This window comes from Luteolibacter sp. LG18, assembly GCF_036322585.1.
Classification (GTDB): Bacteria; Verrucomicrobiota; Verrucomicrobiia; order Verrucomicrobiales; family Akkermansiaceae; genus Luteolibacter.
Genome location: NZ_AP024600.1, coordinates 5,425,047 through 5,446,301 on the forward strand (window position 1 = coordinate 5,425,047; position 21,255 = coordinate 5,446,301).

23 protein-coding genes and 1 tRNA gene are annotated in these 21,255 nt (G+C 64.7%); 4 read left to right on the plus strand and 20 right to left on the minus strand.

From position 1 onward, the window contains the following. Window positions 1–26 precede the first annotated feature (26 nt). Window positions 27–374 carry an Hpt domain-containing protein gene (locus llg_RS21545; protein ID WP_338287132.1) on the plus strand — a complete coding sequence of 116 codons (348 nt, stop codon included), beginning with the start codon at window positions 27–29 and terminating at the stop codon, window positions 372–374. A gap of 501 nt (window positions 375–875) precedes the next feature. Here the strand turns inward: llg_RS21545 and llg_RS21550 are convergent. From llg_RS21550 to llg_RS21560, 3 genes are all read right to left on the minus strand, one after another. Then, window positions 876–1,841: a hypothetical protein gene (locus llg_RS21550; RefSeq protein ID WP_338287133.1), complete on the minus strand. Its 966-nt coding sequence runs from the start codon at window positions 1,839–1,841 to the stop codon at window positions 876–878. A gap of 88 nt (window positions 1,842–1,929) precedes the next feature. Next, window positions 1,930–2,367, minus strand: coding sequence for a DUF4339 domain-containing protein (locus llg_RS21555; protein WP_338287134.1), 438 nt, complete (start codon window positions 2,365–2,367; stop codon window positions 1,930–1,932). Window positions 2,368–2,427: 60 nt separating this feature from the next. Next, complete coding sequence (locus llg_RS21560; protein WP_338287135.1) at window positions 2,428–3,000, minus strand: hypothetical protein; 573 nt, start codon at window positions 2,998–3,000, stop codon at window positions 2,428–2,430. Between the two features lie 74 nt (window positions 3,001–3,074). Here llg_RS21560 and llg_RS21565 point away from each other — a divergent pair, with 74 nt between their 5' ends. Then, a complete protein-coding gene (locus llg_RS21565) occupies window positions 3,075–3,323 on the plus strand; it encodes a helix-turn-helix transcriptional regulator (protein WP_338287136.1) in 249 nt (82 codons plus the stop codon). A 29-nt stretch (window positions 3,324–3,352) separates the two neighbouring features. Here llg_RS21565 and llg_RS21570 read toward each other — a convergent pair whose 3' ends face one another. The 15 genes from llg_RS21570 to ccsA all read right to left on the minus strand — a co-directional run bounded on the left by llg_RS21570 (window position 3,353) and on the right by ccsA (window position 16,153). Continuing rightward, complete coding sequence (locus llg_RS21570) at window positions 3,353–4,099, minus strand: hypothetical protein (RefSeq protein ID WP_338287137.1); 747 nt, start codon at window positions 4,097–4,099, stop codon at window positions 3,353–3,355. A 160-nt stretch (window positions 4,100–4,259) separates the two neighbouring features. After that, window positions 4,260–4,721, minus strand: a complete 462-nt coding sequence (locus tag llg_RS21575) for a JAB domain-containing protein (protein ID WP_338287138.1) — start codon at window positions 4,719–4,721, stop codon at window positions 4,260–4,262. Then, window positions 4,718–5,485: a DUF932 domain-containing protein gene (locus llg_RS21580; protein WP_338287139.1), complete on the minus strand. Its 768-nt coding sequence runs from the start codon at window positions 5,483–5,485 to the stop codon at window positions 4,718–4,720. Before llg_RS21580 ends, llg_RS21575 begins: the two co-directional genes overlap by 4 nt. Window positions 5,486–5,586: 101 nt before the next feature. After that, entirely contained in the window at window positions 5,587–5,730 is a 144-nt protein-coding gene (locus llg_RS21585) for a hypothetical protein (RefSeq protein ID WP_338287140.1), read from the minus strand. Window positions 5,731–5,739: 9 nt separating this feature from the next. Beyond that, window positions 5,740–5,916 carry a hypothetical protein gene (locus llg_RS21590; protein WP_338287141.1) on the minus strand — a complete coding sequence of 59 codons (177 nt, stop codon included), beginning with the start codon at window positions 5,914–5,916 and terminating at the stop codon, window positions 5,740–5,742. Between the two features lie 134 nt (window positions 5,917–6,050). Then, complete coding sequence (locus llg_RS21595; protein ID WP_338287142.1) at window positions 6,051–6,425, minus strand: hypothetical protein; 375 nt, start codon at window positions 6,423–6,425, stop codon at window positions 6,051–6,053. A gap of 296 nt (window positions 6,426–6,721) precedes the next feature. Next, the gene (locus llg_RS21600; RefSeq protein WP_338287143.1) at window positions 6,722–7,966 is read right to left on the minus strand and encodes a hypothetical protein; all 1,245 of its coding nucleotides are present in this window, start codon (window positions 7,964–7,966) and stop codon (window positions 6,722–6,724) included. Window positions 7,967–8,069: 103 nt separating this feature from the next. Then, complete coding sequence (locus llg_RS21605; protein WP_338287144.1) at window positions 8,070–8,804, minus strand: hypothetical protein; 735 nt, start codon at window positions 8,802–8,804, stop codon at window positions 8,070–8,072. A 325-nt stretch (window positions 8,805–9,129) separates the two neighbouring features. Then, complete coding sequence (locus tag llg_RS21610) at window positions 9,130–10,218, minus strand: DUF5131 family protein (RefSeq protein ID WP_338287145.1); 1,089 nt, start codon at window positions 10,216–10,218, stop codon at window positions 9,130–9,132. A 590-nt stretch (window positions 10,219–10,808) separates the two neighbouring features. Further along, window positions 10,809–11,381 (minus strand): helix-turn-helix domain-containing protein, encoded by a 573-nt coding sequence (locus llg_RS21615; RefSeq protein WP_338287146.1) that lies wholly within the window; start codon window positions 11,379–11,381, stop codon window positions 10,809–10,811. Between the two features lie 46 nt (window positions 11,382–11,427). Next, window positions 11,428–11,502 (minus strand) — tRNA-Thr (locus llg_RS21620). 234 nt (window positions 11,503–11,736) lie between these two features. Beyond that, window positions 11,737–13,248, minus strand: coding sequence for a uroporphyrinogen-III C-methyltransferase (gene cobA / locus llg_RS21625; RefSeq protein WP_338287147.1), 1,512 nt, complete (start codon window positions 13,246–13,248; stop codon window positions 11,737–11,739). Further along, the gene (gene hemC, locus llg_RS21630) at window positions 13,245–14,207 is read right to left on the minus strand and encodes a hydroxymethylbilane synthase (RefSeq protein ID WP_338287148.1); all 963 of its coding nucleotides are present in this window, start codon (window positions 14,205–14,207) and stop codon (window positions 13,245–13,247) included. Before hemC ends, cobA begins: the two co-directional genes overlap by 4 nt. Window positions 14,208–14,378: 171 nt before the next feature. Then, on the minus strand, window positions 14,379–15,389 hold the full coding sequence (gene hemA, locus llg_RS21635) for a glutamyl-tRNA reductase (RefSeq protein WP_338287149.1): 1,011 nt from the start codon (window positions 15,387–15,389) through the stop codon (window positions 14,379–14,381). After that, the gene (gene ccsA, locus llg_RS21640; RefSeq protein ID WP_338287150.1) at window positions 15,389–16,153 is read right to left on the minus strand and encodes a cytochrome c biogenesis protein CcsA; all 765 of its coding nucleotides are present in this window, start codon (window positions 16,151–16,153) and stop codon (window positions 15,389–15,391) included. The genes hemA and ccsA overlap by 1 nt, the downstream gene beginning before the upstream one ends. Window positions 16,154–16,418: 265 nt before the next feature. Here ccsA and rpsU point away from each other — a divergent pair, with 265 nt between their 5' ends. Next, complete coding sequence (rpsU, locus tag llg_RS21645; RefSeq protein WP_338287151.1) at window positions 16,419–16,649, plus strand: 30S ribosomal protein S21; 231 nt, start codon at window positions 16,419–16,421, stop codon at window positions 16,647–16,649. Window positions 16,650–17,176: 527 nt separating this feature from the next. Here the strand turns inward: rpsU and llg_RS21650 are convergent. Together llg_RS21650 and llg_RS21655 are read right to left on the minus strand one after the other, a co-directional pair. Further along, window positions 17,177–19,744, minus strand: coding sequence for an FtsX-like permease family protein (locus llg_RS21650; RefSeq protein WP_338287152.1), 2,568 nt, complete (start codon window positions 19,742–19,744; stop codon window positions 17,177–17,179). Continuing rightward, window positions 19,734–20,495: an ABC transporter ATP-binding protein gene (locus tag llg_RS21655; protein WP_338287153.1), complete on the minus strand. Its 762-nt coding sequence runs from the start codon at window positions 20,493–20,495 to the stop codon at window positions 19,734–19,736. Before llg_RS21655 ends, llg_RS21650 begins: the two co-directional genes overlap by 11 nt. On the opposite strand from llg_RS21655, the gene llg_RS21660 reads away from it, so the two are divergent. Further along, window positions 20,486–21,148 (plus strand): arylesterase, encoded by a 663-nt coding sequence (locus llg_RS21660; protein WP_338287154.1) that lies wholly within the window; start codon window positions 20,486–20,488, stop codon window positions 21,146–21,148. The two genes, llg_RS21655 and llg_RS21660, sit on opposite strands and share 10 nt — an antisense overlap. Window positions 21,149–21,255: the final 107 nt, after the last annotated feature.

Below are 21,255 nucleotides of genomic sequence, written 5' to 3' on the forward strand. Positions count from 1 at the left end.
ATGCATTACGCTACCCATGATATACCATGGCCGATCCCATCGATCAACACCACCTCGCCATCCTCGGCGGACTCGATGATCCGGAACTCCGCGAACTGATCGGCGAATTCGTCTCCGACCTACGGACCCAATCCGACGAGCTCACAGCCTTGGCAAGCGTCCCCGGCCGCAGCGAGCCATCCCCTGAAGCAAGGGAGATTGCCCACAAGATCCGCGGCTTGGCCGGCTCGCTGGGCTTCACCCCGCTGGCCGAGGTGGCCGCAGCCTACGATAGCAACCAGCCCTCGCTTCCGCTCGAAACATGGCTTCAAACCTTGGGCGAGGCGATTCACAAGGCCACCACCGCGTGGCACGACCTCATCGCCTCCCCATGATGTAAGCTTCCCTTGAGCTGGCGATAGCTCTCCGGCGATCGTCCACAAAAGCTGTGGAACACGATGCGGAGGTGCTCGGCATTCCGAAAGCCAGCCCGGTGGACAATGTGTTTGATCGGCAAGTCGGTTTCTTTGAGTAACCTGGCGGCTCGGTTGATGCGGCAATGCTGAATTCCCTCAAGGACAGTCCGACCTGTAACCACCTTGAATCTGCGATCCAGCGTGCGGCGAGGCCCCCCACATGCCGGGCTACCGCCGGAACATCTACGATTCCGTGGCTAAAGTTCCAGATGAACTCCACGGCCGATTTCACCGTCTCGTCCTCGATTTCCGCCACTCCTTCTTTCGGCCCTTTGGGTTGATCCGAAAGGACGTGTGACAATAGCCCGATCGGCCGTCGCCGCTCTTCATGCTGCCTTTCCACCTAAAAAATGCCACCCCGCCGGAGTTTCCTCCGGCGGGGTGGTAAGATTCCTTTGGGACGGGCGAATTTCGCCCGAGTTACGGCTGCTGCAGCACGTAGTCGATCAACTGGAGCGTCGGCTTCGGCAGCTCCAGCACGTTGATCTCCTTGCACGTCGCTGAGGTAGAGCCGCGGCGCTCTTCCACGCCGAGCTTGGTAATGACCAGCGCCGAGCCGTCCTTCTGGGGCCTGGTCTCATACTCCACCCGCGCGGTCGTGCTGCCCTTGCGGCGGAACTGCACGAAGTTGAAGATCCCGATCCCCATGTCCCGCACGGAGTGGTTGGGCGGTGCTTCGCAGCAGTATTGAAGGGCCACCACCTGGTCGAGCGGGTCGGTCACGATGTAGAGGCGGTTGAAGGTCACCCCGGTCATCCCGACCGGGAAGTCGAACGAACCATCGTAGGAGTGGTAGTAGAAGCTCTTCTTCGGGAAGCCGGGCATGCCAACCGGCACCCGGGCCTTGGCGGGCTTTAGCCCCTTCAACTGCGGCACCGCGTCGACGAAGGTCGGCAACGCCGTGAGGTAGGGTTGGGAGAGGATGGTGCTGCCGCTGCCGAAATCGGATTGAGCGTGCGGAGGCAGCTTCCACGTTCCCACGCCCGCCATCACCGGACGCAGGACGGTGGCGAGGTCCTCGGAGGCGGTCTTGTATTCCTTGTTGTCGGCCCAACCGGGATCGAGGCTGATGCGGGCGTAATCCGCCGGGCGTTGCAGGAAGTTCTTCCGCACCTCGGCCAGGCGGGTGGACTCGCCTTCGATCAAGGGCGCGAAGGTGGGCGCGGCGGTTGCCGAGGAGCCCAAGCCCTTCAAGGCGGTGCCATACTGGTCGCAGAGGGTGTCGATGGAGGCCTGGTCCTTCTTGGTGCGGAGCAGGCGGTCGAATTGTCCGCGTGAATCGAGGAACCGGGTGACCAGTTCGGTTTCGGATTTCGGTGGCTGCGGCTCGGCCCAGGCGACCGGCAGCAGACTGAGGATGACGAGGAAAGAGGAGAAACGGATCATTGTGATGATGGAAATTGGGAACCGATGGAAAATGCTCACATTCACTGGAGTCGGAGGAAGCGTGGGCCCTACCACTTCGCTTTGGTCATCAGCCGGCCTCCGCCAGGACGCCCACAACCACGATGCCGAGGACCAAAACACCCGCGGAGCAGCAGAGGAGTGCCTTCCCATGCCAACGGGCTTTCGCACTCTTGGAGCAGAACAGGACGATCATCGAGAGCACGAGGTGAACCAGAGCGACGTAGCCCATCTTCCCTGGCAGCAACGATAGGAAAAAGGCCGCCCAGCCACCGCAGATCCATGTCCACGGTTCGTCCTTGCTGACCGGATCGACCGTGGGTGGCGGGGTATGGGACGTCAGGGGCGGTGGCATGCCGAAGAGCTGCCAGAGCGGTGTCCAGTCCGGCCAACCCTCCTGCCAGGCGAGGTCGCTGGCGGTGAGCATGCCGCTTTCGAACATGGAGCGGAGCTGGTCTTCGGTGAAGGGACCGAGCTGCTTGCCGTCCTTGCCGATGAAGATGTTCATGGGATGAAGAATCAGGGGCGAATGGTTTCAATGACGGTGAGGTTCATGGCGGATTCGGCATCAGGGGATGCGGAACACACCGGAGCCCTTGCAGACCGGGCAAGGGCCGGGCACCGAGCTGGTGCCCTTGCAATCCGGACACAGCACGATGTGGCCGGAGTTGGTCTCGATGGTCCCGCGCCCAATACAGAGAGGACAGCTCTTGGGGGCCCGGCCGGTTCCTTTGCAGGGGACACAGGGCTTGCCGTCGGCGCTGTGGATGAGCTTCTGAACCTCCTGCGCGGCGAACTGCTTGGCGGACAACATTGGCGGCGCGGGAGCCTCCGGCGTGGGCACGTACCACGGCATGAGCTTGGGAAACGAGTAGCTCGCCACGCCCAGGAGCGAGAGCATCAGGGCGACGATGGCGAGCACATGGATCCGCTTGACCCGGCTGGCAGCCGGGCGCGGAGCCTGAGCAGGCAAGGTCGGCGGCAGCGCGACGACCGCGGGCACTAGCGGCACCGCCACTCCCTCATCCACCATCGGCACAAGGAATCCCTGCTGGCAGGCCGGGCACGGCGCGACCTGCCCGGCTTGTTCCGGCTCCGCGGAGATCCGGGTGTGGCAGTGAGGACAGTGGAATTTGGGCATGGGAGGAAATGCCTCAGCATACTTCACAGCCGTGAAGTAAATGTCAAGCAAGCCACCCGCCTACGGTCTGGCGCGTGAATTCACAAGATTGGCCCGAAAGCTTCATCCGCGCTGTTTGCGGTGTGATCCGCAAACGTCGCGAGGAGATGGGCCTTTCTGTTTACTACGTGTCACAGAACAGCGGAGTCTCGCAGCAGGCCATCGGATACATCGAAAAGGGGATGCGTCGCCCCAGCTTCGAGTCGCTTGTCAGAATCAGCAAAGGAATGAACCTGAAGCTCTCAGAGATCATCGCTGAAGCTGAATCCGGCTGGAAGCGTTGACCACTTCTGCGTCCCGACTCAGGGAGCTATCATTCGATGTCCTCTCTCCTCCGAATAAATACCGGAACAATCAGCTCACTTGAGGCGGTCACGCCTCGATGCGCAATCTCCACCATCGTCCCCACCGGCGGCAGGTGATGGTCGTCCGGGATCTTCACCGTGCAGCTCACCGGCCTTCCGTGCTCGGACAGTCCTTTCACGACGATCCGACGTGCACCGGCGAACCCGATCACCCGACCGGTCATCGAAGGACGGAACGACAGCTTCCGGGATGAAGGAGCCCGCTCCCCTTCCCCGCTCCAGCAGGGCTCGCCGAGGGGCTTGAACACGATGCCCTTGCGGCGCTCGCCACGCAGCACCTCGAACAGCGTCTCCTTCTCCCAGCGGAGCCGGGCGGTCGCCACCTGACAAATCGACCAACGGTCCCGGCCGTGAAGCAGATCGCTCAGCCGGTCGAGACGCTGTCGCAGTGGCAGCGCCGTGAGGTCGCCTCCGGCGAGTTCCAACAGGTCGAAGGCGTGGAAGGTGTCGTCCACCAATTCGCCATCGAGGAGGCAGTCCAAGCCCAGCGCGAGGGCGGACAACTTCAGTCGGCCCGGGATCGCCACGACCTTGCCGAGGCGATCCCACGCGGTGATCCGGCCACCCGCGCCATGTAACCGCAGCCGAGCGCCGTCGAGTTCTTCCTGGGCGCACCAATCGGAAGACTGGATCAGCTCCATCGCGCCGGCTTCGTCGATGGGCGTGAAGGGTTCGCAAGGCAGGAGCCGCTGCATTCCGGGATCATGGACGGACTTCCGGGGATGATCGGGAGACGGAACATCAAGAAGCAAAGAGAGGGAGGAATTCACGAAGAAGAGGTCGAAGGGTAAAAAGCAAACAGGGCGGCCCGGCGATGGCCGGGCCGCCCTGTCGGGTTGTTGTTGCAGTCGTGGGTTATAGCGCACCTGAACCACGAAAGGAGTGGTGGGCATCGCGGCCGATGATGACGTGGTCGTGGAAGGCCAGGTGGAGCAGCTCCGCGGCTTCGCGCAGGCGGCGTGTCTCCCGTTCATCGGCCCCGCTGGGCGAGGGATCGCCGGAGGGATGATTGTGGACCACGACGAAGCCGTAGCCCGCCGCCACGATCACCGGGCGGAACACCTCGCGGGGATGGAACAGCGATTCATTGAGTAATCCAATGGTCACCAGATTCCAGCCCACCAGGTGCATGCGGGTATCGAGGACGAACACCACCACATGCTCCTTGGCCGGGTCGAACCAAGGCGCGGAGGCGATCTCGTCGTGCCACGCGGCGACAACCGCTTCCGGATGATCGAGCTTCCGCACGGGTCCGGGAGTGTCCTCCCGCACCCGCGCGACGCGGAACTGGCCGATGGAGTCGCGAGCCGGGTTCATGACGCCAGGCCCAGCACGCCTTCACAGAGCCCGTGGAGAGCCTGGCCGCGCCGAACCGCGATGTGGGGATTCCCGCCCTTGAAGACCTCGGTGTAGGCATTCCAGAGCGACCACAGCGTGCGCGGCTGGAATTCCTCGTGCCGGGGCTGGCGCCACTCGTGGAGCACATCCGGGACTTGCGTGGGCGTGATCACCCGGTTGTCGATCGAGCGCACGATCAGGTCGTGGACCTCGCGGTCCTCCAGTGCGTGTTCGCGGTAGGCGGCGATGCGGTCGTCGAGCTTGCGGAGTTTGCCACCGAGCTCGCCGATGGCGCGGCTCATGAGGTACGACAGGTCCCGGGCAGCGTGGCGGGTGTGCTTGCGCGATAAACGCACCTCGCCGGAAAAACACAGGTTGTCGCACACGGTGATGGTTGTCCCCACCACGAGGCCGGCGGGATACTGCTTGTCGTGGGAGTTCCGCACGCCCACCACCCAGCCGACGCCGTTCTCCGGCCGGGACGGCAGCGAGATGGCGAACACGCCGAAGTAGCGGGCACCCTCGTGTGAGAGCGCGTGGCTTTCGCCTTCGACGCGGAAGCCGCAGCCCACCAGTCCGGACTGAATCTCCTGCACCAGCGAGCGGTGGGAGAGCGGATACCAGGTGTCGGTGGGAGGCGGGGTTTCGACGGTGAAGACGTCGTCACGGGTGGCGGTGACACCGCCGCGGTGGAGCAGAAGGCCCGGCACGGGGGCCGGGGCGGGAGGAAGGAGGAGTTCCATGAAGGTGGATGTAAGTGAAGGTTCAAAAAGGTTTGGCCCCGCCATCCGGCCAGTAACCTCGGATGGCGGGGCCTGGGCTACGATCCCATTACCCTGGAAGGTCAGCGGCGGCGGCAGAGGTTGAAGACCAGCAGCGCCACGATGACGGCGGCGACCGCCAGCCACAGGAAGGACTTGGGCAGTAGCAGGATGAGCCCCACCATGGCGATGATGCCGAACGCGTAGATGAAGTGGATGGGTTCCATGCAGGAGGATCAGTAGCGGGAAGAGCGCGCTAGACCGGCGAGAGCGAGAACGACTACGGCGCCGAGGACCGAGTAGCCGATCGTTTTCAATCCGTCGCCGACCTCGCCGAGGTTGAGGTTCACCCCGGGCAGGCCCCGGGCCGGTTCCTCACGGCAGGCCAGCACCAGCAGGCCGAGCGCAATCACCAGCCAGCGAATGGGCCGCCGGCATGCACCACTCCGCTTGCCGCACTCCGCTGGCGCGGGTGTCGGCAGCGGTTGGTGCGGCGGGCGCGTCCGGACGCAGGAGAGCCGCGCCAGCATCGAGGAGACCACCGGGCTCAACGGCCACCCCCTTCCCCAAAATGAAACACATCCCCCGGTAGTGGGTCATACCCGCCTGCACGGCGGACGGGAGCCAGCAACTCATGGAGGAGCCGGGCCATCAAGTCCTCTCTCTCCGGAGTGCCGGGAGCAAAGCTGAGGCCACCGAAAGGATGTTGGCCGTGTCCACAGGCACATGGGTCATCCGGCTGCGGATGGGTTGAAGTGAGCAAGGCCTCCTCCACCGCGGCGCCGAGGAGTTCGAGGAGGTGGCGGATCTCGCCCCGCAGGTCCTCCGGGCTGTCGACGTCAGTTTCAATCGTCGCGATGAGCCACGGCGGGGACTCGTCGTCACCGGGCGGGAAGTGGGAGGCAGTCAGTGTGATGAACATGGTTATTCAGGGTCTGATCAGGGCGATAAAAGCCGCCCTTCCAAATCCTGATGACACCGGGAGCAGTGGAATTGCGGGCCCTCCCGGCCCTCCTGGAGTCCGGTTTACCGCAGCCCGATAGCGCAACTGCATCCGCGTTCTCTGTCGTTCACCCCTTCGGGGCCAGCGCTTGTGCGGTGAGCCGGGGAGCTCACGCTGCGCGTAACCTCCCCGTCCCCACGCACGACCGCGACGCGACTGCTACGCGCTCGGGGGCTGCGGCGGGAACCATCGCTTCGCGCTTGCTTCGCTGCGCGCTACGCTCGGTTCCGAGTGGACTCCTTGGGGGCCCCTTTCGCCACCTGGGACGTAGGGTGATCGAAATACTTGTCGCCGCGGGGCCCCGTCCAAAGGAACGCCCCATCATTCGGCAAGGGCTGCCAGTTGGCCGAGTCCCTGCAATTGCCATCGTGGTACGCCTGCCGGATGCGCGGGTCGATATGCCCCATGGACATCTGGAGCTTCCGGAACTTTGCGTCCTCCCGGGGCAGTTGGATGACGGGAGGATCCATGACACCTCCCTCCGGCAGGAAATCTTCAAGTTGCAGACGGGTCTCCCGGGCAACCAACTCCCGGATCCGTTTCATGTTGTCACGGGTGGTGCGGCCGCCCTTGGAACCATCCTCCACCCTCAGCATCTCCTCGATTTGGGAGAGCGGCAGGCCGGTCACCGAATGCACCTTCGCCAGCACGCGGGACAGTTTCTCCGTGGGCTCCTCCGGATACATCGGAATGAACACGCCCCGTGACTCCAGCAGCACCTTCCGGAACGCCCGATACAGGGTCTCGAAGGAGAATCCCTGCGCCCATGGCTCCCAAGGGCGTCCCGCCTTCTCCTTGCCCCGCTGGGCAGCGTCCAGATACCCCGCCAGGACGCTCTCGCGCCAGATCACCTCGATCCTCAGAACCGGGTCCGGTCCCACGCTCCGCGCCCCGCTCTTCTGGGCCACCTTGTCGTAGGCCTTGATCCTCAGATCCGTTCCATTCAGCGCAACCAGGTACCCCGGAGTGACCGACGGAGAGCCTTGGATATTGTCGTGGGAAATCCGCTCAAACGCCCTGAGCAGCCGGAATCCGGGGTCAGCGACGTGCATCGGGAACTCGACCATCTGCCAATGGCTGTCGTTGTCCTCTCCTAGCCCCGGCAGCACCCGATGCTCGGCCCCATCCTCGACCAGAGAGGAAACCACCCGGTGGTAGCGGTGGAGAGCGAGCAGGAGGGTCTGGTGATCGGCAATCACCCCGCAGTTGTGTCCGTAGATCCAATGCGGAGTGAACAGGTGGATCTCATTGCAATGAAAGTCGCCCCTCACCTGCTTCACGTTGAGGCGGGCCCCGATGCCGGGACCCACCTTCACGTTCAGCCACTCCGATCCTGCCTCCTCGTTCCTGGTCACTTGGAACCTGCCCACCTCCGCCAACGTGTCGGTGAACTCAGGATGGCGGGACACCACCTCCGGGCGGACACGCAGGCGGGGGGTATGAATAACGGCTTGGTCCATGATCGGGGTCAGGGGTGACTTCGGATACGGCTTGAAGCGGGTGCGTGCGGAAAAAACCACTCATCCTCGGGTAACTACTACTACAACCCGGAAAACTGGGTCTTCAGTCCACTTCTCCCGACCCTAGATGCTCTTCGATGGCAGCCAACGTTTCAGCATCCATCCAGCTCTCGTCGCTGGGACTATGAGGGGTGAGGATCACCTGCAGCTCTCCCACTGGAGCCAACCCGGATTTCTCCATTTTGCGGGTGGATTTGGCTCCCTCCCGTATCGCGACATCCACCGGGTGCCTTGCAAGCTGGGATCGTAACTGCTCAACGGTCGGAAAGGGCAACCTGCCAGGCTGCAACTGGTATTTCAGCAGCGAATAGGTGCTGATCAACCGGGTGCCTCTTTTTCCGCCTCCCGTCGTGCCGATTCCAGCCAAGGAAATCGATAGCGAAGAGATCGGCTCGCCCACGTCGGCGAGAAGCTGATTCATCTTGGTCTTGGTAAAGTCTGAAACCGGACAGGGTTCGCCACGCCCGGGAATGCGCACGAAGAGGGGCATCGCGTTGTCCCTGGGAGTGGCACCGGATTCGTATCGGGACATATCCGCAGGCACGGGCGAAAACACCGACTCCGCCGCACATAGGGCCTCAAGCTCCGTCTTAAACCCACCGCGCGCCACACCGTGCTTGAGCAAAAACCGGAGAAGAAAGCGGAGATCAATCCGCCGATGTCCTCCCGCCATCCACGTTTTCCCTTCCGCCTTTGCCGGGTTGACCAACGTCTCCAACGAGGTCCGAGGAAGCCCGGTGAGCGGGCAGGCCCGCCCCTTCGGGGGAAGGCCGATCATATGAGGCAGTCTTGGGTGAGTGAACATGTGCGTTGCGACTGGTTCGACTTGGAAATATGGGCGCGGTGCAGTTCGTGATTCCGCTTGGGGTCTGTGCGGCAGGCCCCTGATCACTTGATCGGGACAGGAACACTCAAGACTCCCGGCGGCTGGCTGGCCACCTCCGATCGCCCTGTAAAGTTCTACCCGGAGGATCCGCTGGTGGCCTTCAAACACGGCTGCGGTATCAGGGAAAGAGACAAGAAGCCCGAGCGGAGGAACCCGACACCCGGGTTCCCACCACACGGACTCCCTGATCGCGCCACGAGCGTCCGCCCGTCCGGTTTCAGATTTCGATCTGGATTTCCTCCATGTCGTGAAAGCCCGGAGGCATCTCGCGAATCCGGAGGTCCTCCGGCCATTCGGACCAATCCCCTCCATGGGGATCCTTCAGGCTCAGGGAACTGCCACCGTCCACAGGCCTACGACCGAGTTGTTTGAGGAAGAAGGCCTTGCCCTCGCGGCGGCACTGGTCACGGAGCGCCCTGGCCCACTCCAGATGGAACTCCTTGGCATAAGGCCCGGATTCCCCCCCGACGATGACCCAATCGATCCCCCTCAAATCCAACTCCACCGGCCCCCACAAGGGCTCGACACTGAGGCCCCTGATCTTGGCGGGAATCTCGCGGAGGTACTTCACGTGGACGGCCATCTTGGCATCCAGGACCGAAGTCATCGGCACCAGGTTTTCGGGCCACTCCATTCCTCGCAGCCGCAGCCAGGCGGCGAAGGCGGCCATGCGCTTCGGTCGCTTCGTCAGCCACAGCCACACATGTCTGCGTCCCTCGCGGCTCACCACGGCATCGATGATCTCGGCCTTGAGGTAGTCGAACGAAACCCCCTTGGAGAGGGCATCTCCCATATCCGAGACGAAGACCAGCCGAGGCATCCCATCCAGCCACGGCTTGGAAGGTCGAGCGCCTCCCTTCAAGGAAGGCTGCTTGGCGGTCTTCGCCATCCGGCCGGGGAACAGGGTCAGCTCCTCGAACCAAGGCGCGAAGCCCGGGTTGCCACGCCGGCCATCGGGCTTGGAGCTCCACCGCAAGTGCAGGTTTGCGGCGTAGCAACGGACCGCGGACGCGATGGCCCGCCAGATGATGTCCCGTAGCCCGTTGAGGGTGGCACCAAGGGACTTCAAACGCTTGACGATCTTCACCGCGATCTGACGTCGATCCGTGTAGAGGCGGGACAAGGGCCGCCCACCAAACTCCCCGTCGACCAACTCCTTCAACTGCTGGCGAGGCAGATCAAAGACCAGGAGCTCTTTGAGCACCGCCGCGGCGACCTTCTGGGGCGTTGGAAAAAGCGGGCAGCCTTCGCAGCCCATGACGGGATTCGACGAATCATCGCACCACTGAATACTGGTTTTGGACATGCGGCTTCTGCTACCAACGCCCACCGCCAAGTCCATAATTATTTCACAATCAATATATTACACAAACAACACCCAAACCTCATCGGGCATCCAGGGACTTCCTCGGGTAGTTGGTCTGGCAGAAAAAAATTTTCGCGCGCGGGGCTCAAGCTGGGCCGTTTGGAAGAGTCGCAGCAGATTTCGGCGGAATCGTGAGGCCTTCTTGAAGCCTGGGTGCTCCGTGTGTGGCGCAGGAGTCGCACGCCCCCGCCCGCCTAGGAAATCGAGACGATTTCGTTCAAGCCCCCCATGTAACAAAAGCCACGAAGGTTTTGTGATACACGATTTCGACGTAACCCATTGATAAACAACCAAAATTGTGTATCAAAAATCTAGACTGCCCCCCCTCTTGCTAAAGCTTCATTTTGATACACTTCGAAAAACGCCCACTCATTATCAACAGGATGCGAAGAAGACATCTCGACTCTTTCTTGGTGTCGCACGGTGGCGAAGCCGCCAAATCACCGACAATCGGCTGCCCGGACTCCAGAGCGCAGCTTCCCAAGGGCGGCGAAAACAACCGGAGGCAAGCGGCCGCCTAGAGACCTCACCTAGAGCACTGATGCAGCGGCTCTAGCCCCTTCGATGATGCCCTCGGCGTAGTGCGCCCTTTCTTCGAACGTTGCCAAGCCACTCAAGTCGGTTTGGAAAGCGGAGCAATGAGCTTGGATCTCTTCAACTTCGCCCATGGTCAGGCCATCGAGGTTCACCGCAGGAATGCGAGGAAATTCAGGTCCTAGCACCAGGCTTAGGGCTAGGATAACCAGTTCCACAGACCGCTCTTCATCAGGACGAGTAGCGAGCGCCACAGCCATTTGCATGGGAGGTGCCTGATTTGACGCGAGGACGTCCTCCAAGCGAAAGCGAACCACCTTATCCTTGCGGAAGGCCACCGGGATCGTTCCGTTCGCTGCCCAGTAGTGGATGGTGCGGGGATCGACGTTGAAGTAGGCCGCGATTTCGGTCGCGGTTTTCAAATTGAATGCCGGTGGGTGGGCCATGCGGACAATGCTGTTGGACTTCGGGATGCTCTCACAAACCGCGCCATCGAGAAAAGACGAAGCGTTAGGAAAGCCCGGTTTTAAATTGAAGGTGCCTTCACTCCCGCTGAATTCGGGCGACATTCGGGCACACTCAGAAAACCCAAAAACCACAAATCATTAACCCTTATGGAGCCGCTGGTCGGATTTGAACCGACGACCTGCTCATTACGAATGAGCTGCTCTACCCCTGAGCTACAGCGGCGTCTCGCCTTGGGCGGGCGGTATGATGCAGGTTGGTGACGGCCCGGCAAGCGGGAAGTCGTGAAGGTGGGAGGATTTTCAAGGTTCGTGCGCCCCGGGTCTGGCAAGCTCCGGGAGCAGCAGTGCGAACCCCGCCCTCCTGAATGCGGCAGAAGCGTTAGCGACCTCCTTCAGTCGGCGAAGCCGCCAATTGGCATGGCCCGGAGGGCAAGGAGGAACTACGAACGAAGAGGGATCACGCCACCCCGTAATACTTCCGGATGCCCGCGACGAGGCCGGGGATGTCGTGGGGCTTCGCCTCGAAGGCGGGCTCCACGCCGTGTTTCCGCAGGGCCTCGCTGGTGACGGGGCCGATGCTGGCGGCGGCACAGCCTTCCGGCCACGGCACGCCGAGGGCGAAGAAATGCTCCACGGTGGAGGCGGAGGTGAAGGTGACCATGTCCGCGCCCTCTTCCTTCACCCGGGACAAATTGCCGGTGGGATCGGTGGTTTCGGCGACGGTGCGGTAGGCCACGCATTCATCGACGATGGCCCCCAGCGCGGTGAGACCGTCGTAGAGGACATCGCGGGTGTCCTCGGCGCGGACCCACATCATGGTGAGGTTCTCGACGGATTCATGCTCGAAGGTTTCCAGCAGGCCCTCGGCGACGAAGCGCTCAGGCAGGAGATCGATGCCGAAGCGGTATTCGCGGATCTTCTTCGCGGTGGCCTCGCCGATGGCGGCGATGCGCGGGTTGCCGAGGCTGCGGGCATCCTCGTAAACGGCGAAGAAGGCATCGAAGAAACGCTGCACCCCATTCGGGCTGGTGAAGACGAGCCAATCGTATTCGTGCGCGTGGGTGACGTGCTCGGCGAAGGCGAGCTTGTCGGTGGGAGCCTCGATACGGATCGTCGGCAGCTCGATGGCGGCCGCGCCCAGCTCGGTGAGCGCGCGGGACAACTCGCCGGCCTGCTCGCGGGTGCGGGTGACCACGACGCGCTTGCCAAAGAGCGGGCGCTTCTCGAACCAGTTGATCTTCTCCCGCTCCTTCACCACGCCGCCGATCACGGCCACGGCGGGCGAGCCGAAGTTCTCCTTTTCCGCGGTGTCCGCGATGTCCGCCAGGGTGCCGGTGATGGTCTTCTGGGAGCCGGTGGTGGCCCAGCGGGTGAGCGCGATCGGCGTGGCGGCATCCGCCCCGTTCGCGACCAGCGCGGCGGTGATCTCACGGAGGCGGGCGACCCCCATCAGGAACACCTTCGTGCCCGGGGTCTTGGCGAGGTGGGCGTAGTCGAGCGAGCTTTCGCCCTTGGTCGGGTCCTCGTGGCCGGTGAAAATAGTGAGCTGCGAGCAATGGTCGCGGTGGGTCACCGGGATGCCCGCGTAGGCCGGGCCGCCGATGGCGGAGCTGATACCCGGGACGATCTCGAAGGCCACGCCGGCGGCGGCCAGCTCGGCGGCTTCCTCGCCGCCGCGGCCGAAGATCATCGGATCGCCGCCCTTGAGACGGACGACGTTCTTCCCGGCCTTGGTCTTCTCCACGATGAGGGCGTTGATGCCATCCTGGGACAGGGCGTGGTCGGCGGCGCGCTTGCCCACGTAGATCTTCTCCGCGCCGGGCTTCGTCCAGCGCAGCAGTTCCGGGCTACTGAGGGCGTCGTACACGAGCACGTCGGCACGCTCGATGAGCTCCTTCGCGCGGAGGGTGACGAGGCCGAGGTCGCCGGGACCGGCGCCGACGAGATAACAGATACCGGGAGTGCTCATGAAAGGGATTCGAAAAGGAGAAAGGCCGCGTGGAGCGGATCGGAGGTGCAGGCGGAAAGGTCGCCGGTTTTCGGGTCGCCGCCCTGCTCGGGGAAAACGCGGGCCTTGAGGTGGAGCTGGCCGTGCTCGATGGCGGTGTAGACGCCCACGGGGGTGTGGCAGCCGGCGTCGAGCAGGCGCAGGAACTCGCGCTCCGCCACCACCCGCAGCCAAGTATCGCGGTGGCCGATCATCTCGGCGATGTCGCGGGCGCGGGCATCGTCGGCGCGGATCTCGAAGCCGATGGCCCCCTGCCCCGCGGCGGGATAGAAAACGTCCTCCGGCAGGCGCTCGGCGTGGAGCGTGGCGATCACGGCGTCCTCGCCGGTGAGCGGCTCGACCTTGCCCGCGGCGTGCAGCGGCAGGTAGCCGAGGCGGACCAAGCCGGCCTCCGCGAGCATGATGGCATCGTAGGCCCCCTCCTCCGCCAGCTTCCGCAGGCGGGTGGGCACGTTGCCGCGCAGATCGATGATCTTCAGGTCCGGGCGCAGCCACTGGAGCTGGCGGGCGCGGCGCACGCTGCTGGTGCCGACCACGGCCCCGGCGGGCAGGTTTTCCAAGGCGGTGCCCTCGCGGGTGAGCAGCACGTCCCGGATCGGCGCGCGCTCGAGCACGGCGGCGATGGCGAAGCGGTCCTCCAGCACGGTCGGCACGTCCTTCAGGCTGTGCACGGCGAGGTCGATCTCGCGGGCATCGAGGGCGATTTCCAGCTCCTTGGTGAAGACGCCCTTGTCGAGCACGCCCTCCACCTTCGCCACCTCGCTGAGGGCCACGTCGGTGCGGCGGTCGCCGGTGGTGCGGATCACGTTGCGGACGACCTGGAGGCCGGGAAACGCGGCGGCCAGCGCGGCCTCGGTGGACACGGCCTGGGCCAGCGCGAGATCGCTGCCGCGGGTGCCGATGGTGAAGGTTTCGCTCATGGATCGGAGAGGGCTCTGGATTCCGCTGGTTTGGACAGAATTGACAGAATTTTCAGAATTAACGGGGAAGAAGAGGGATGAGCCCCGGCATGGACGCACCAACAGCGGATCGGTGTTCTTCCGTCAATTTTGCAAATTCTGTCAATTCTGTCATCATGGGCCCGAGACGGTTCAGGTACCGGGAAGGTTCATCTTCGCGAGCTCGCTTTCAATGATGCGCTCGCATTCCTCGATCTGGCGCTGGCGGCGGACGCGGGCCTCCTCGGCCAGTTGCTCCAGCGTGTCGATGTCGTAGAGATACACTTCCTCGATCTCGCCGACGGCCGGATCAATGTCCCGCGGCACGGCGATGTCGATGAAGAACAGCGGCCGGAACTTCCGCGCGCGGCGGACTTTCTCCACCTCCTCGCGGTGGACGATGGCGTGCGGCGCGCCGGTGGAGGAAATGACCACGTCCACCCGCTCCAGCACCTTCTGCCACTCGTCGAAGCGCACGGCGCTGCCGCCGGTCTCATTGGCGAGCTCCACGGCGCGGTCGTAGGACCGGTTCGTCACGAAGATGCCGCGGGCACCGCGCGAGACGAGCGCCTGGGCGGTGAGGCGGCTCATTTCCCCGGCACCGAGGATCATCACCTCGCTGTCCTTGAGGTGGCCGAAAATCTTTTCCGCAAGGTCGACGGCGACATTGCCGATCGAGGTCGCCCCCTCCTGGATGGATGTCTCGGTGCGGACCTTCTTGCCCACGCCGAAGGACTTCTGGAACAGGCGGTTCAGCACCCCGCCGGTGGTCCCGGCCTCCAGCGCCGCCTTGTAGGCCTGCTTCACCTGGCCGAAAATCTCGGTCTCCCCGAGCACCATCGAGTCCAGCCCGCTGACCACGCGGCACAGGTGCTCGGCGGCATCGGACTTTTCCTTGCGGTAGAAGTGGTCGCGCACCGTGTCATCCAGGCCGTGGCGCTCGACGAGGTCATGCTCGATCCGGCGCAGCGTTTCGCCGCCATCGGCCGCGGCGAAGTAGAACTCGGTGCGGTTGCAGGTGGACACCACCACGCCCTCGGAGACGCCGTCGATCGAGGCGATCTCGCGGGCGGCCTCGCCGAGCTTGGTGTTGCCCACGGCGAAGCGCTCGCGCACCTCCACGGGCGCGGTGCGGTGATTGAGGCCGAGACAAACCAGTTCCATCAGACGAAAGCGAAAACCGTGAGAGAGATCAGGAACATGCCCACCGCCGCCAGCGAGAACCGCCGGCCCGTCATTCCGCGCACCATCTTCACCCCCAGCAGCAGGCAGTAGCCGATCCAGGTGATCACCGCGGCGATGAAATGGCCGTAGCCGCCGGTGTGGGGCATGATGAATCCGGCCACGATCCCGACGGTGAGCAGCGCGGTGCCCAGCCACAGCAGGCGGACCATCGACTCCAGCAGCTCGCGGACCGGCGGCAGGTTCCGGAACAGGCCGCTCTTCAAGTGGTGCTCCTTCAACTGGTGGTCCAGCACCAGGAACATCACCCCGGCCACCCCGGCCAGGGCCAGCGCCCCGTAGGACAGCACGGACATCGCGGCGTGGGTTTCGCCCCACGGATTTCCCCCCGCCACCCGCTGCGGCATGCTGGCCAACACGCCGGGCCAGAGCGCGACCGATTGGAACACCACCACCACCGGCGCGGTGAAAACGCCGAGCAGGGACAGCCGGTACGGCGGCCCGACCACGAAATAGAACAGCGTGAGCGACCACGCCAGGAACGCCAGGATCTCCCCGAGGTCCCGCAGCGGGCACGCCCCGCGGGCCTCGCCGCGCAGCGCCAGGAAGCCGAGCTGGCAGCCGAAGGACGCCACCATCCACACCACCGTCCAGCGGCTGCGGATGCCATGGTGCACGGACATCATCCCGAGCACCGCGCCCACGGCGGCGAGCAGGGTCGAGACGATCAAGAGATAGCGGTCCATGGCAGCCCCTCCATGCCGCCCGGGCGCTTTGCACGCAAGCGGTTTTGAAACCCGGATCATCCGGGTCCGGCATGGATTTCCCCCACAGGACGGGCCTTGGACGCCCGTTCTTCCACCGGATCGTGATTCCACGGAGGGAAGCCGCCGATTTTCCGGAGTTATTCACAGCGTTTGGCTGGTTCCTCCTTGACATTGGGGGGGCATTCCGCCAGTTTCCGCGCCCCAACCCACCGGAACCAAACCAAACCAACGACTTACTGATCGCATGCGTGGAGTGAACGTCAAAAAAGGCGAACCCGTTGATCGCGCCCTGAAGCGCCTCAAGACCAAGCTTGATACCGAGGGTATCCTCGAGGAAATGCGCCGCCGCCGCGCATTCGAGACCCCGACCCAGCGCAAGGCCCGCAAGCTGCGCTCCGCCTCGAAGCGCAACAAGATCCGCTGGCGCTTCTCGAACGCTCCGGCCGCCTCCGCTGAAGCCCCCGCCGAAGCCTGAAACTTTCCCGGTTCCGATACCGGTTGGAACAAACGGACGCCTCACAAGGGCGTCCGTTTTTTTGTCTTCACGTAGCCGCGCTCGGGAGAGCGTGGGCGGGGTGGATTCTCCATTGCCCTCGCACGCCCAATCCCGGGTTCGCGACCATCGTGTCTGAGCCCGGAGGGCGACGCTCCACTAGCCGGTGGCGCAAGCCACCGGACCAAATCCGGGAGTGATTCAAGTCCCGGCAGGGACGACGCTGCCTGTGCTATTTCGGCGGACTTACCATTCCAGCGGTTTGGAAGAATCCGGAACTCTTCAAACATCGGACGCGAGTTCCCATTTGGAATGCCATTTGGCCTCCGCTTGCGTCGCCCCTACGGGGCTTGGAACTCATGTCGTCCCGTACCGGTGGCTTGCGCCACCGGCTAGCGGAGCGTCGCCCTCCGGGCTCAGAGAGGCCGGATGCCAACCCGGAACGGGAACTGCATGGGAATGGGTGAATCCACCCAGCCCACGCTCTCACGAGCGCGGCTACGAAGAACTCATCCCCCGCTCCGCAGCAGGTCCAGCGGTGGCTGTTTCGCCACGCCGCGGCCGAGCAAGAGTCCGCCGAGCACCGCGAGTCCTGAGGTCGCCACGAAGGCCGCCGTCAACAACCCGCCATCCGGCCATGGCGAGGCCTTGAAGACGGTCTTCGCCAGCACCGCGTTCGCGCCCACGGCCAGCACCAGCCCGGTGAGCGCGGAGAGCACGCCAAGCGTGAGATACTCGGTGAAGAGGATCAGCCGCACCTGACGCGCGGAGGCCCCGAGCGTCCGCAGCAGCGCGCTTTCCCGCAGCCGCAGATCGCGGCCGTTGAGCAAGGTGCCCGCCAGGATCGGCAGCGCCGCGAGCACGGTGAACCCGGCGAGCACGCCCACCACCATCGAGATCTTCGCGAGGATGCCGCGCACCGTTTCCAGCACCACGGTGAGGTCGATGGCCGAGACGTTCGGATACTGCTTGACCATCGCCCGCTGGAGTTCACCCGAGGACGAGGCGGCGGGAACGCGGGTGGTGACGACGTGGAATCCCGGCGCGTCCTCCAGCACGCCCGGGGTGAAGACCATGAAGAAGTTCAGGTTGAAGCGGCTCCAATCGACCTTCCGCAGGCTGGTCACGTGCGCCTTCACCGGCACCCCCTGGACATCGAGCGTCATCTCATCGCCCACCGCCACGTGCAGATCCTTCGCGATTTCTTCTTCCAAGGACAGCGGCACCGGTTGGTCCGGCCCCTCGGTCTTCGTCTTCCACTCGCCGGCCACGATCGTTTCGGTGGCATTGAGCGTGTCCCGGTAGGTCGAGCGGAACTCGCGGCGGATCGCCCATTTCGGCACGGACTTCTTCGCCTCCAGCTCGCGCACCGGCACGCCGCGGATCGATTGGATGCGCATGGTGACCATCGGCGCGCTTTCCAGCACCGGCAGCTTCTGCGCGGCGAGCAGGGCCTTCACGCCGGGTTCCTGGTCCGGCTGGACATCGACCAGATAGAGGTTCGGGCTTTCATCGAACTGCCGGAGTTCCAGCCGCTGGTGGATGAGGTTCCCGACCAGCAGCACGGTGACGAGCAGGAACGAGCCGAGCCCGAGCGAGAGCAGGAACAGCAGCGTTTGGTTGCGCGGGCGGTGGAGATTGGAAATGCCCTGCCGCAGCAGGTAAGGCCACGATGGCCGCACCACGCGACGCGTGAAAAACACCAGCAACCGCGCCACCGCGAGCAGCACGCCGAAGGCCACCCCGAGCCCGGCGACCATGCCGAGCGCGCGCTTCCAGTGGTCGTCATTCAACCGTGCCAGCAGGACCAGCAGCCCCACCAGCAGCAGATACACCGGCCACACCCGCCAGTTTCCGCGACGCTCCAGCACCGCTCCATCGCGCAAGGTGGCGGCGGGCGAGATCCCGTGGATGCGCAGCAGCGGCAGCAGCGCGAAGCCGCAGCACACCGCCAGACCGGCGGCCGCCGTGCGGGCCACCACCCACCATTCGGGCGTGGCATTGACCGCGATCGGCAGTCGATCATGGAACGCCACGATCACCCCGGAATGCAGCGCGATGCCGAGGGCCGCGCCGGTCAACGCGCCGAGGAACCCGAGCGCGAGCGCCTGCGCGAAATAGATCCCGAACGCGAGATGCCCCGGGCAGCCGAGGCAGCGCAGGATCGCCACCGCCGGTCCGCGTCGGGTGACGTGGGCATGGACCGCCGCCGCCACGCCGATGGCTCCGAGCACCAGCGACGCCAGCGCGAGGATGCCGAGGAAGCGTTGGAAATTCTCCAGCGCGTCGCCCAGTGTTTCACGCCGGTCCTCGGACGATTCGATCCGCATCGCGGTGTCTGGAAACCGTTCGCGCAGCGACTCCTTCAGCTTTTTCGTGTCCACGCCGGGCGGTAGCTCCAGGTGCAGCGCGCGGGTGCTCATGCTGGTGGTGCCGAGCAAGCCGCTGCGCTCCAGATCCGCGGGCCGCACGTAGGCCTCCGGCGCGAAGGCCCCGAAGCGTCCGCTGCGCGGCGCGGCCTTCTTCACCGTGCCGAGGATCGGCAGCTCCAGCGAACCGAGCTTCACCTTGTCCCCCACCCGCGCCTGGAACTGGTCGAGCAAGGCGGGCTCGAGCAGGATGCCGGGCTCCGCTTGCAAGCGCCGCCACGCGTCCGCGGGCTCGGTCTCCACCGTGCCGTAGAATGGATAGCCGCCGCCGAACGCGCGCACCTGCACCAGCCGCGCGGTATCGGCGGAGGCGAAGTAGAGCATCGAGGAGAAACTGGTCTCATTCCCCGCGCGCTTCGACCGGGCGGTGAGATCCGCCACCACGTCCGCCGGGATCGGCTGGCGCGAGGAGACCATGAGATCGGAGCCGAGCAGCGACTTCGCCTGGGTGTCGATACCGGTCTGCACGCTCGCCTTCAGCGAGTGGATCGCCACCAGCGCGGCGATACCCGCGACGATGGCCAGCGAGAAAATCGCGAGCCGCGCGCGCTGGCTGCGGCTGTCCCGCCACGCCATGCGCCACGTCCACGGATGCAGCAGCGCGCCTAACAGCGTGCGCGGCAGCGGCCGGATGGAATCAGCGGGCATGTTCCTCCTCCGCGATGATCGCTCCGCCGCCCATCTTCACCACCCGCCGCGCCTTCGCCGCCAGCGCGGGATCGTGCGTCACCAGCACCAGCGCCGTGCCCGCCTCGCGGTTGAGGCGGAACAGCATCTCGACGATCGGGCCGCTGGTTTCGGCATCGAGGTTGCCGGTCGGTTCATCCGCGAAGAGGATCTTCGGGCGGTGGATGAAGGCCCGCGCCAATGCCACGCGCTGCTGCTCGCCACCGGAAAGCTGGAGCGGATAATGGTCCAGCCGCTCGCCGAGGCCGACCTGCCGGAGCAGCTCCACCGCGTCCTTTTGCCGACCCGTTTCGCCGCGAAGCTCGAGCGGCACCAGCACGTTCTCCAGCGCGGTGAGCGTGGGGATGAGTTGGAAGTTCTGGAACACGAAGCCGACGAGCCGGTTCCGCAAGGCCGCGCGGGCATCCTGGTCGAGCGTTTCAAGCGCCTGCCCGTCGATGCTCACGCTGCCCGCGGTGGCGTCGTCCAGCCCGGCACAGAGGCCGAGCAAGGTGGTCTTGCCGCTGCCGGACGGCCCGATGATCGCGCAGGTGTCGCCGGGCGCGAGCGTGAGGTCCACATCGCGCAGCACCGTGAGTTCGTGGCCGCCGTTCCGATAGGTTTTCCGCAGCGAGCGTACCTCCAGGATGGGCCGGTTGACGCTCCCGGGTTCCGCGCCTACGCTGGCCAATGCGGTGGTGGAATCGGCTGAATCGGAAATGGATGGCGTCATGGGGTGCTCTCGCGCTCGGGCTGTTGGGAACGAACGCCCCACTATTGGCCGAGGATGCGGCGAATGCAAATGGCACGGCGGGCACGGCGAAACCGCCGGGCCGCGTGGTCGTCCTCGGCGACAGCATCACCGCCGGTTACGGGCTCGATGATCCGGAAGCCGCCTATCCGGCCCGGCTCCAGAAGAAGGTGGAGGCCGCGAAACTCCCCTACACCATCGTCAACGCGGGCGTCAGCGGCGACACCACCTCGGGCGGCCTGCGCCGGATCAAGTGGGCGCTAGGCCCCGGCGCGGACGTGCTGGTCATCGCGCTCGGCGGCAACGACGGCCTGCGCGGCATCCAGCCGAAGCAAACGGAGGACAACCTCACCGCCATCATCGACCAGGCCCGCGAAAAGGCCCCCGGCGTCACCATCCTGCTCGCCGGCATGCAGATGCCCGGCAACATGGGCGCGGACTACACCACCGCCTTCCAAGCGCTGTTTCCGAAGGTGGCGAAGGCCAAAAACGTGACGCTCGTCCCCTTCCTGCTCGAAGGCGTGGGCGGCGATCCGAAGCTCAACCAGCCCGACCAGATCCACCCCACCGCCGAGGGCCAGAAGATCGTCGCCGAGAACGTGTGGAAGGTGCTCGAGCCGGTGTTGAAGAAGTAGCCGGAAGCTCCGCTTTCGGATTGTCTCCGCCAGCTCCAGTTGGCGGTGGCGGGGAGGCCGAACGAGCCACTTCCCCCGAAGAGGGAAAGCTGGAGCTTCCCCCTACA

Excerpts from the sequence above, each read along its gene's own strand:
- llg_RS21545 (WP_338287132.1), top strand. The coding sequence starts at position 27 with ATGGCCGATCCCATCGATCAACACCACCTCGCCATCCTCGGCGGACTC.
- llg_RS21550 (WP_338287133.1), bottom strand. The coding sequence starts at position 1,841 with ATGATCCGTTTCTCCTCTTTCCTCGTCATCCTCAGTCTGCTGCCGGTC.
- llg_RS21555 (WP_338287134.1), bottom strand. The coding sequence starts at position 2,367 with ATGAACATCTTCATCGGCAAGGACGGCAAGCAGCTCGGTCCCTTCACC.
- llg_RS21560 (WP_338287135.1), bottom strand. The coding sequence starts at position 3,000 with ATGCCCAAATTCCACTGTCCTCACTGCCACACCCGGATCTCCGCGGAG.
- llg_RS21570 (WP_338287137.1), bottom strand. The coding sequence starts at position 4,099 with ATGCAGCGGCTCCTGCCTTGCGAACCCTTCACGCCCATCGACGAAGCC.
- llg_RS21575 (WP_338287138.1), bottom strand. The coding sequence starts at position 4,721 with ATGAACCCGGCTCGCGACTCCATCGGCCAGTTCCGCGTCGCGCGGGTG.
- llg_RS21580 (WP_338287139.1), bottom strand. The coding sequence starts at position 5,485 with ATGGAACTCCTCCTTCCTCCCGCCCCGGCCCCCGTGCCGGGCCTTCTG.
- llg_RS21585 (WP_338287140.1), bottom strand. The coding sequence starts at position 5,730 with ATGGAACCCATCCACTTCATCTACGCGTTCGGCATCATCGCCATGGTG.
- llg_RS21595 (WP_338287142.1), bottom strand. The coding sequence starts at position 6,425 with ATGTTCATCACACTGACTGCCTCCCACTTCCCGCCCGGTGACGACGAG.
- llg_RS21600 (WP_338287143.1), bottom strand. The coding sequence starts at position 7,966 with ATGGACCAAGCCGTTATTCATACCCCCCGCCTGCGTGTCCGCCCGGAG.
- llg_RS21605 (WP_338287144.1), bottom strand. The coding sequence starts at position 8,804 with ATGATCGGCCTTCCCCCGAAGGGGCGGGCCTGCCCGCTCACCGGGCTT.
- llg_RS21610 (WP_338287145.1), bottom strand. The coding sequence starts at position 10,218 with ATGTCCAAAACCAGTATTCAGTGGTGCGATGATTCGTCGAATCCCGTC.
- llg_RS21615 (WP_338287146.1), bottom strand. The coding sequence starts at position 11,381 with ATGTCGCCCGAATTCAGCGGGAGTGAAGGCACCTTCAATTTAAAACCG.
- cobA (WP_338287147.1), bottom strand. The coding sequence starts at position 13,248 with ATGAGCACTCCCGGTATCTGTTATCTCGTCGGCGCCGGTCCCGGCGAC.
- hemC (WP_338287148.1), bottom strand. The coding sequence starts at position 14,207 with ATGAGCGAAACCTTCACCATCGGCACCCGCGGCAGCGATCTCGCGCTG.
- hemA (WP_338287149.1), bottom strand. The coding sequence starts at position 15,389 with ATGGAACTGGTTTGTCTCGGCCTCAATCACCGCACCGCGCCCGTGGAG.
- ccsA (WP_338287150.1), bottom strand. The coding sequence starts at position 16,153 with ATGGACCGCTATCTCTTGATCGTCTCGACCCTGCTCGCCGCCGTGGGC.
- rpsU (WP_338287151.1), top strand. The coding sequence starts at position 16,419 with ATGCGTGGAGTGAACGTCAAAAAAGGCGAACCCGTTGATCGCGCCCTG.
- llg_RS21650 (WP_338287152.1), bottom strand. The coding sequence starts at position 19,744 with ATGCCCGCTGATTCCATCCGGCCGCTGCCGCGCACGCTGTTAGGCGCG.
- llg_RS21660 (WP_338287154.1), top strand. The coding sequence starts at position 20,486 with ATGGCGTCATGGGGTGCTCTCGCGCTCGGGCTGTTGGGAACGAACGCC.
- llg_RS21655 (WP_338287153.1), bottom strand. The coding sequence starts at position 20,495 with ATGACGCCATCCATTTCCGATTCAGCCGATTCCACCACCGCATTGGCC.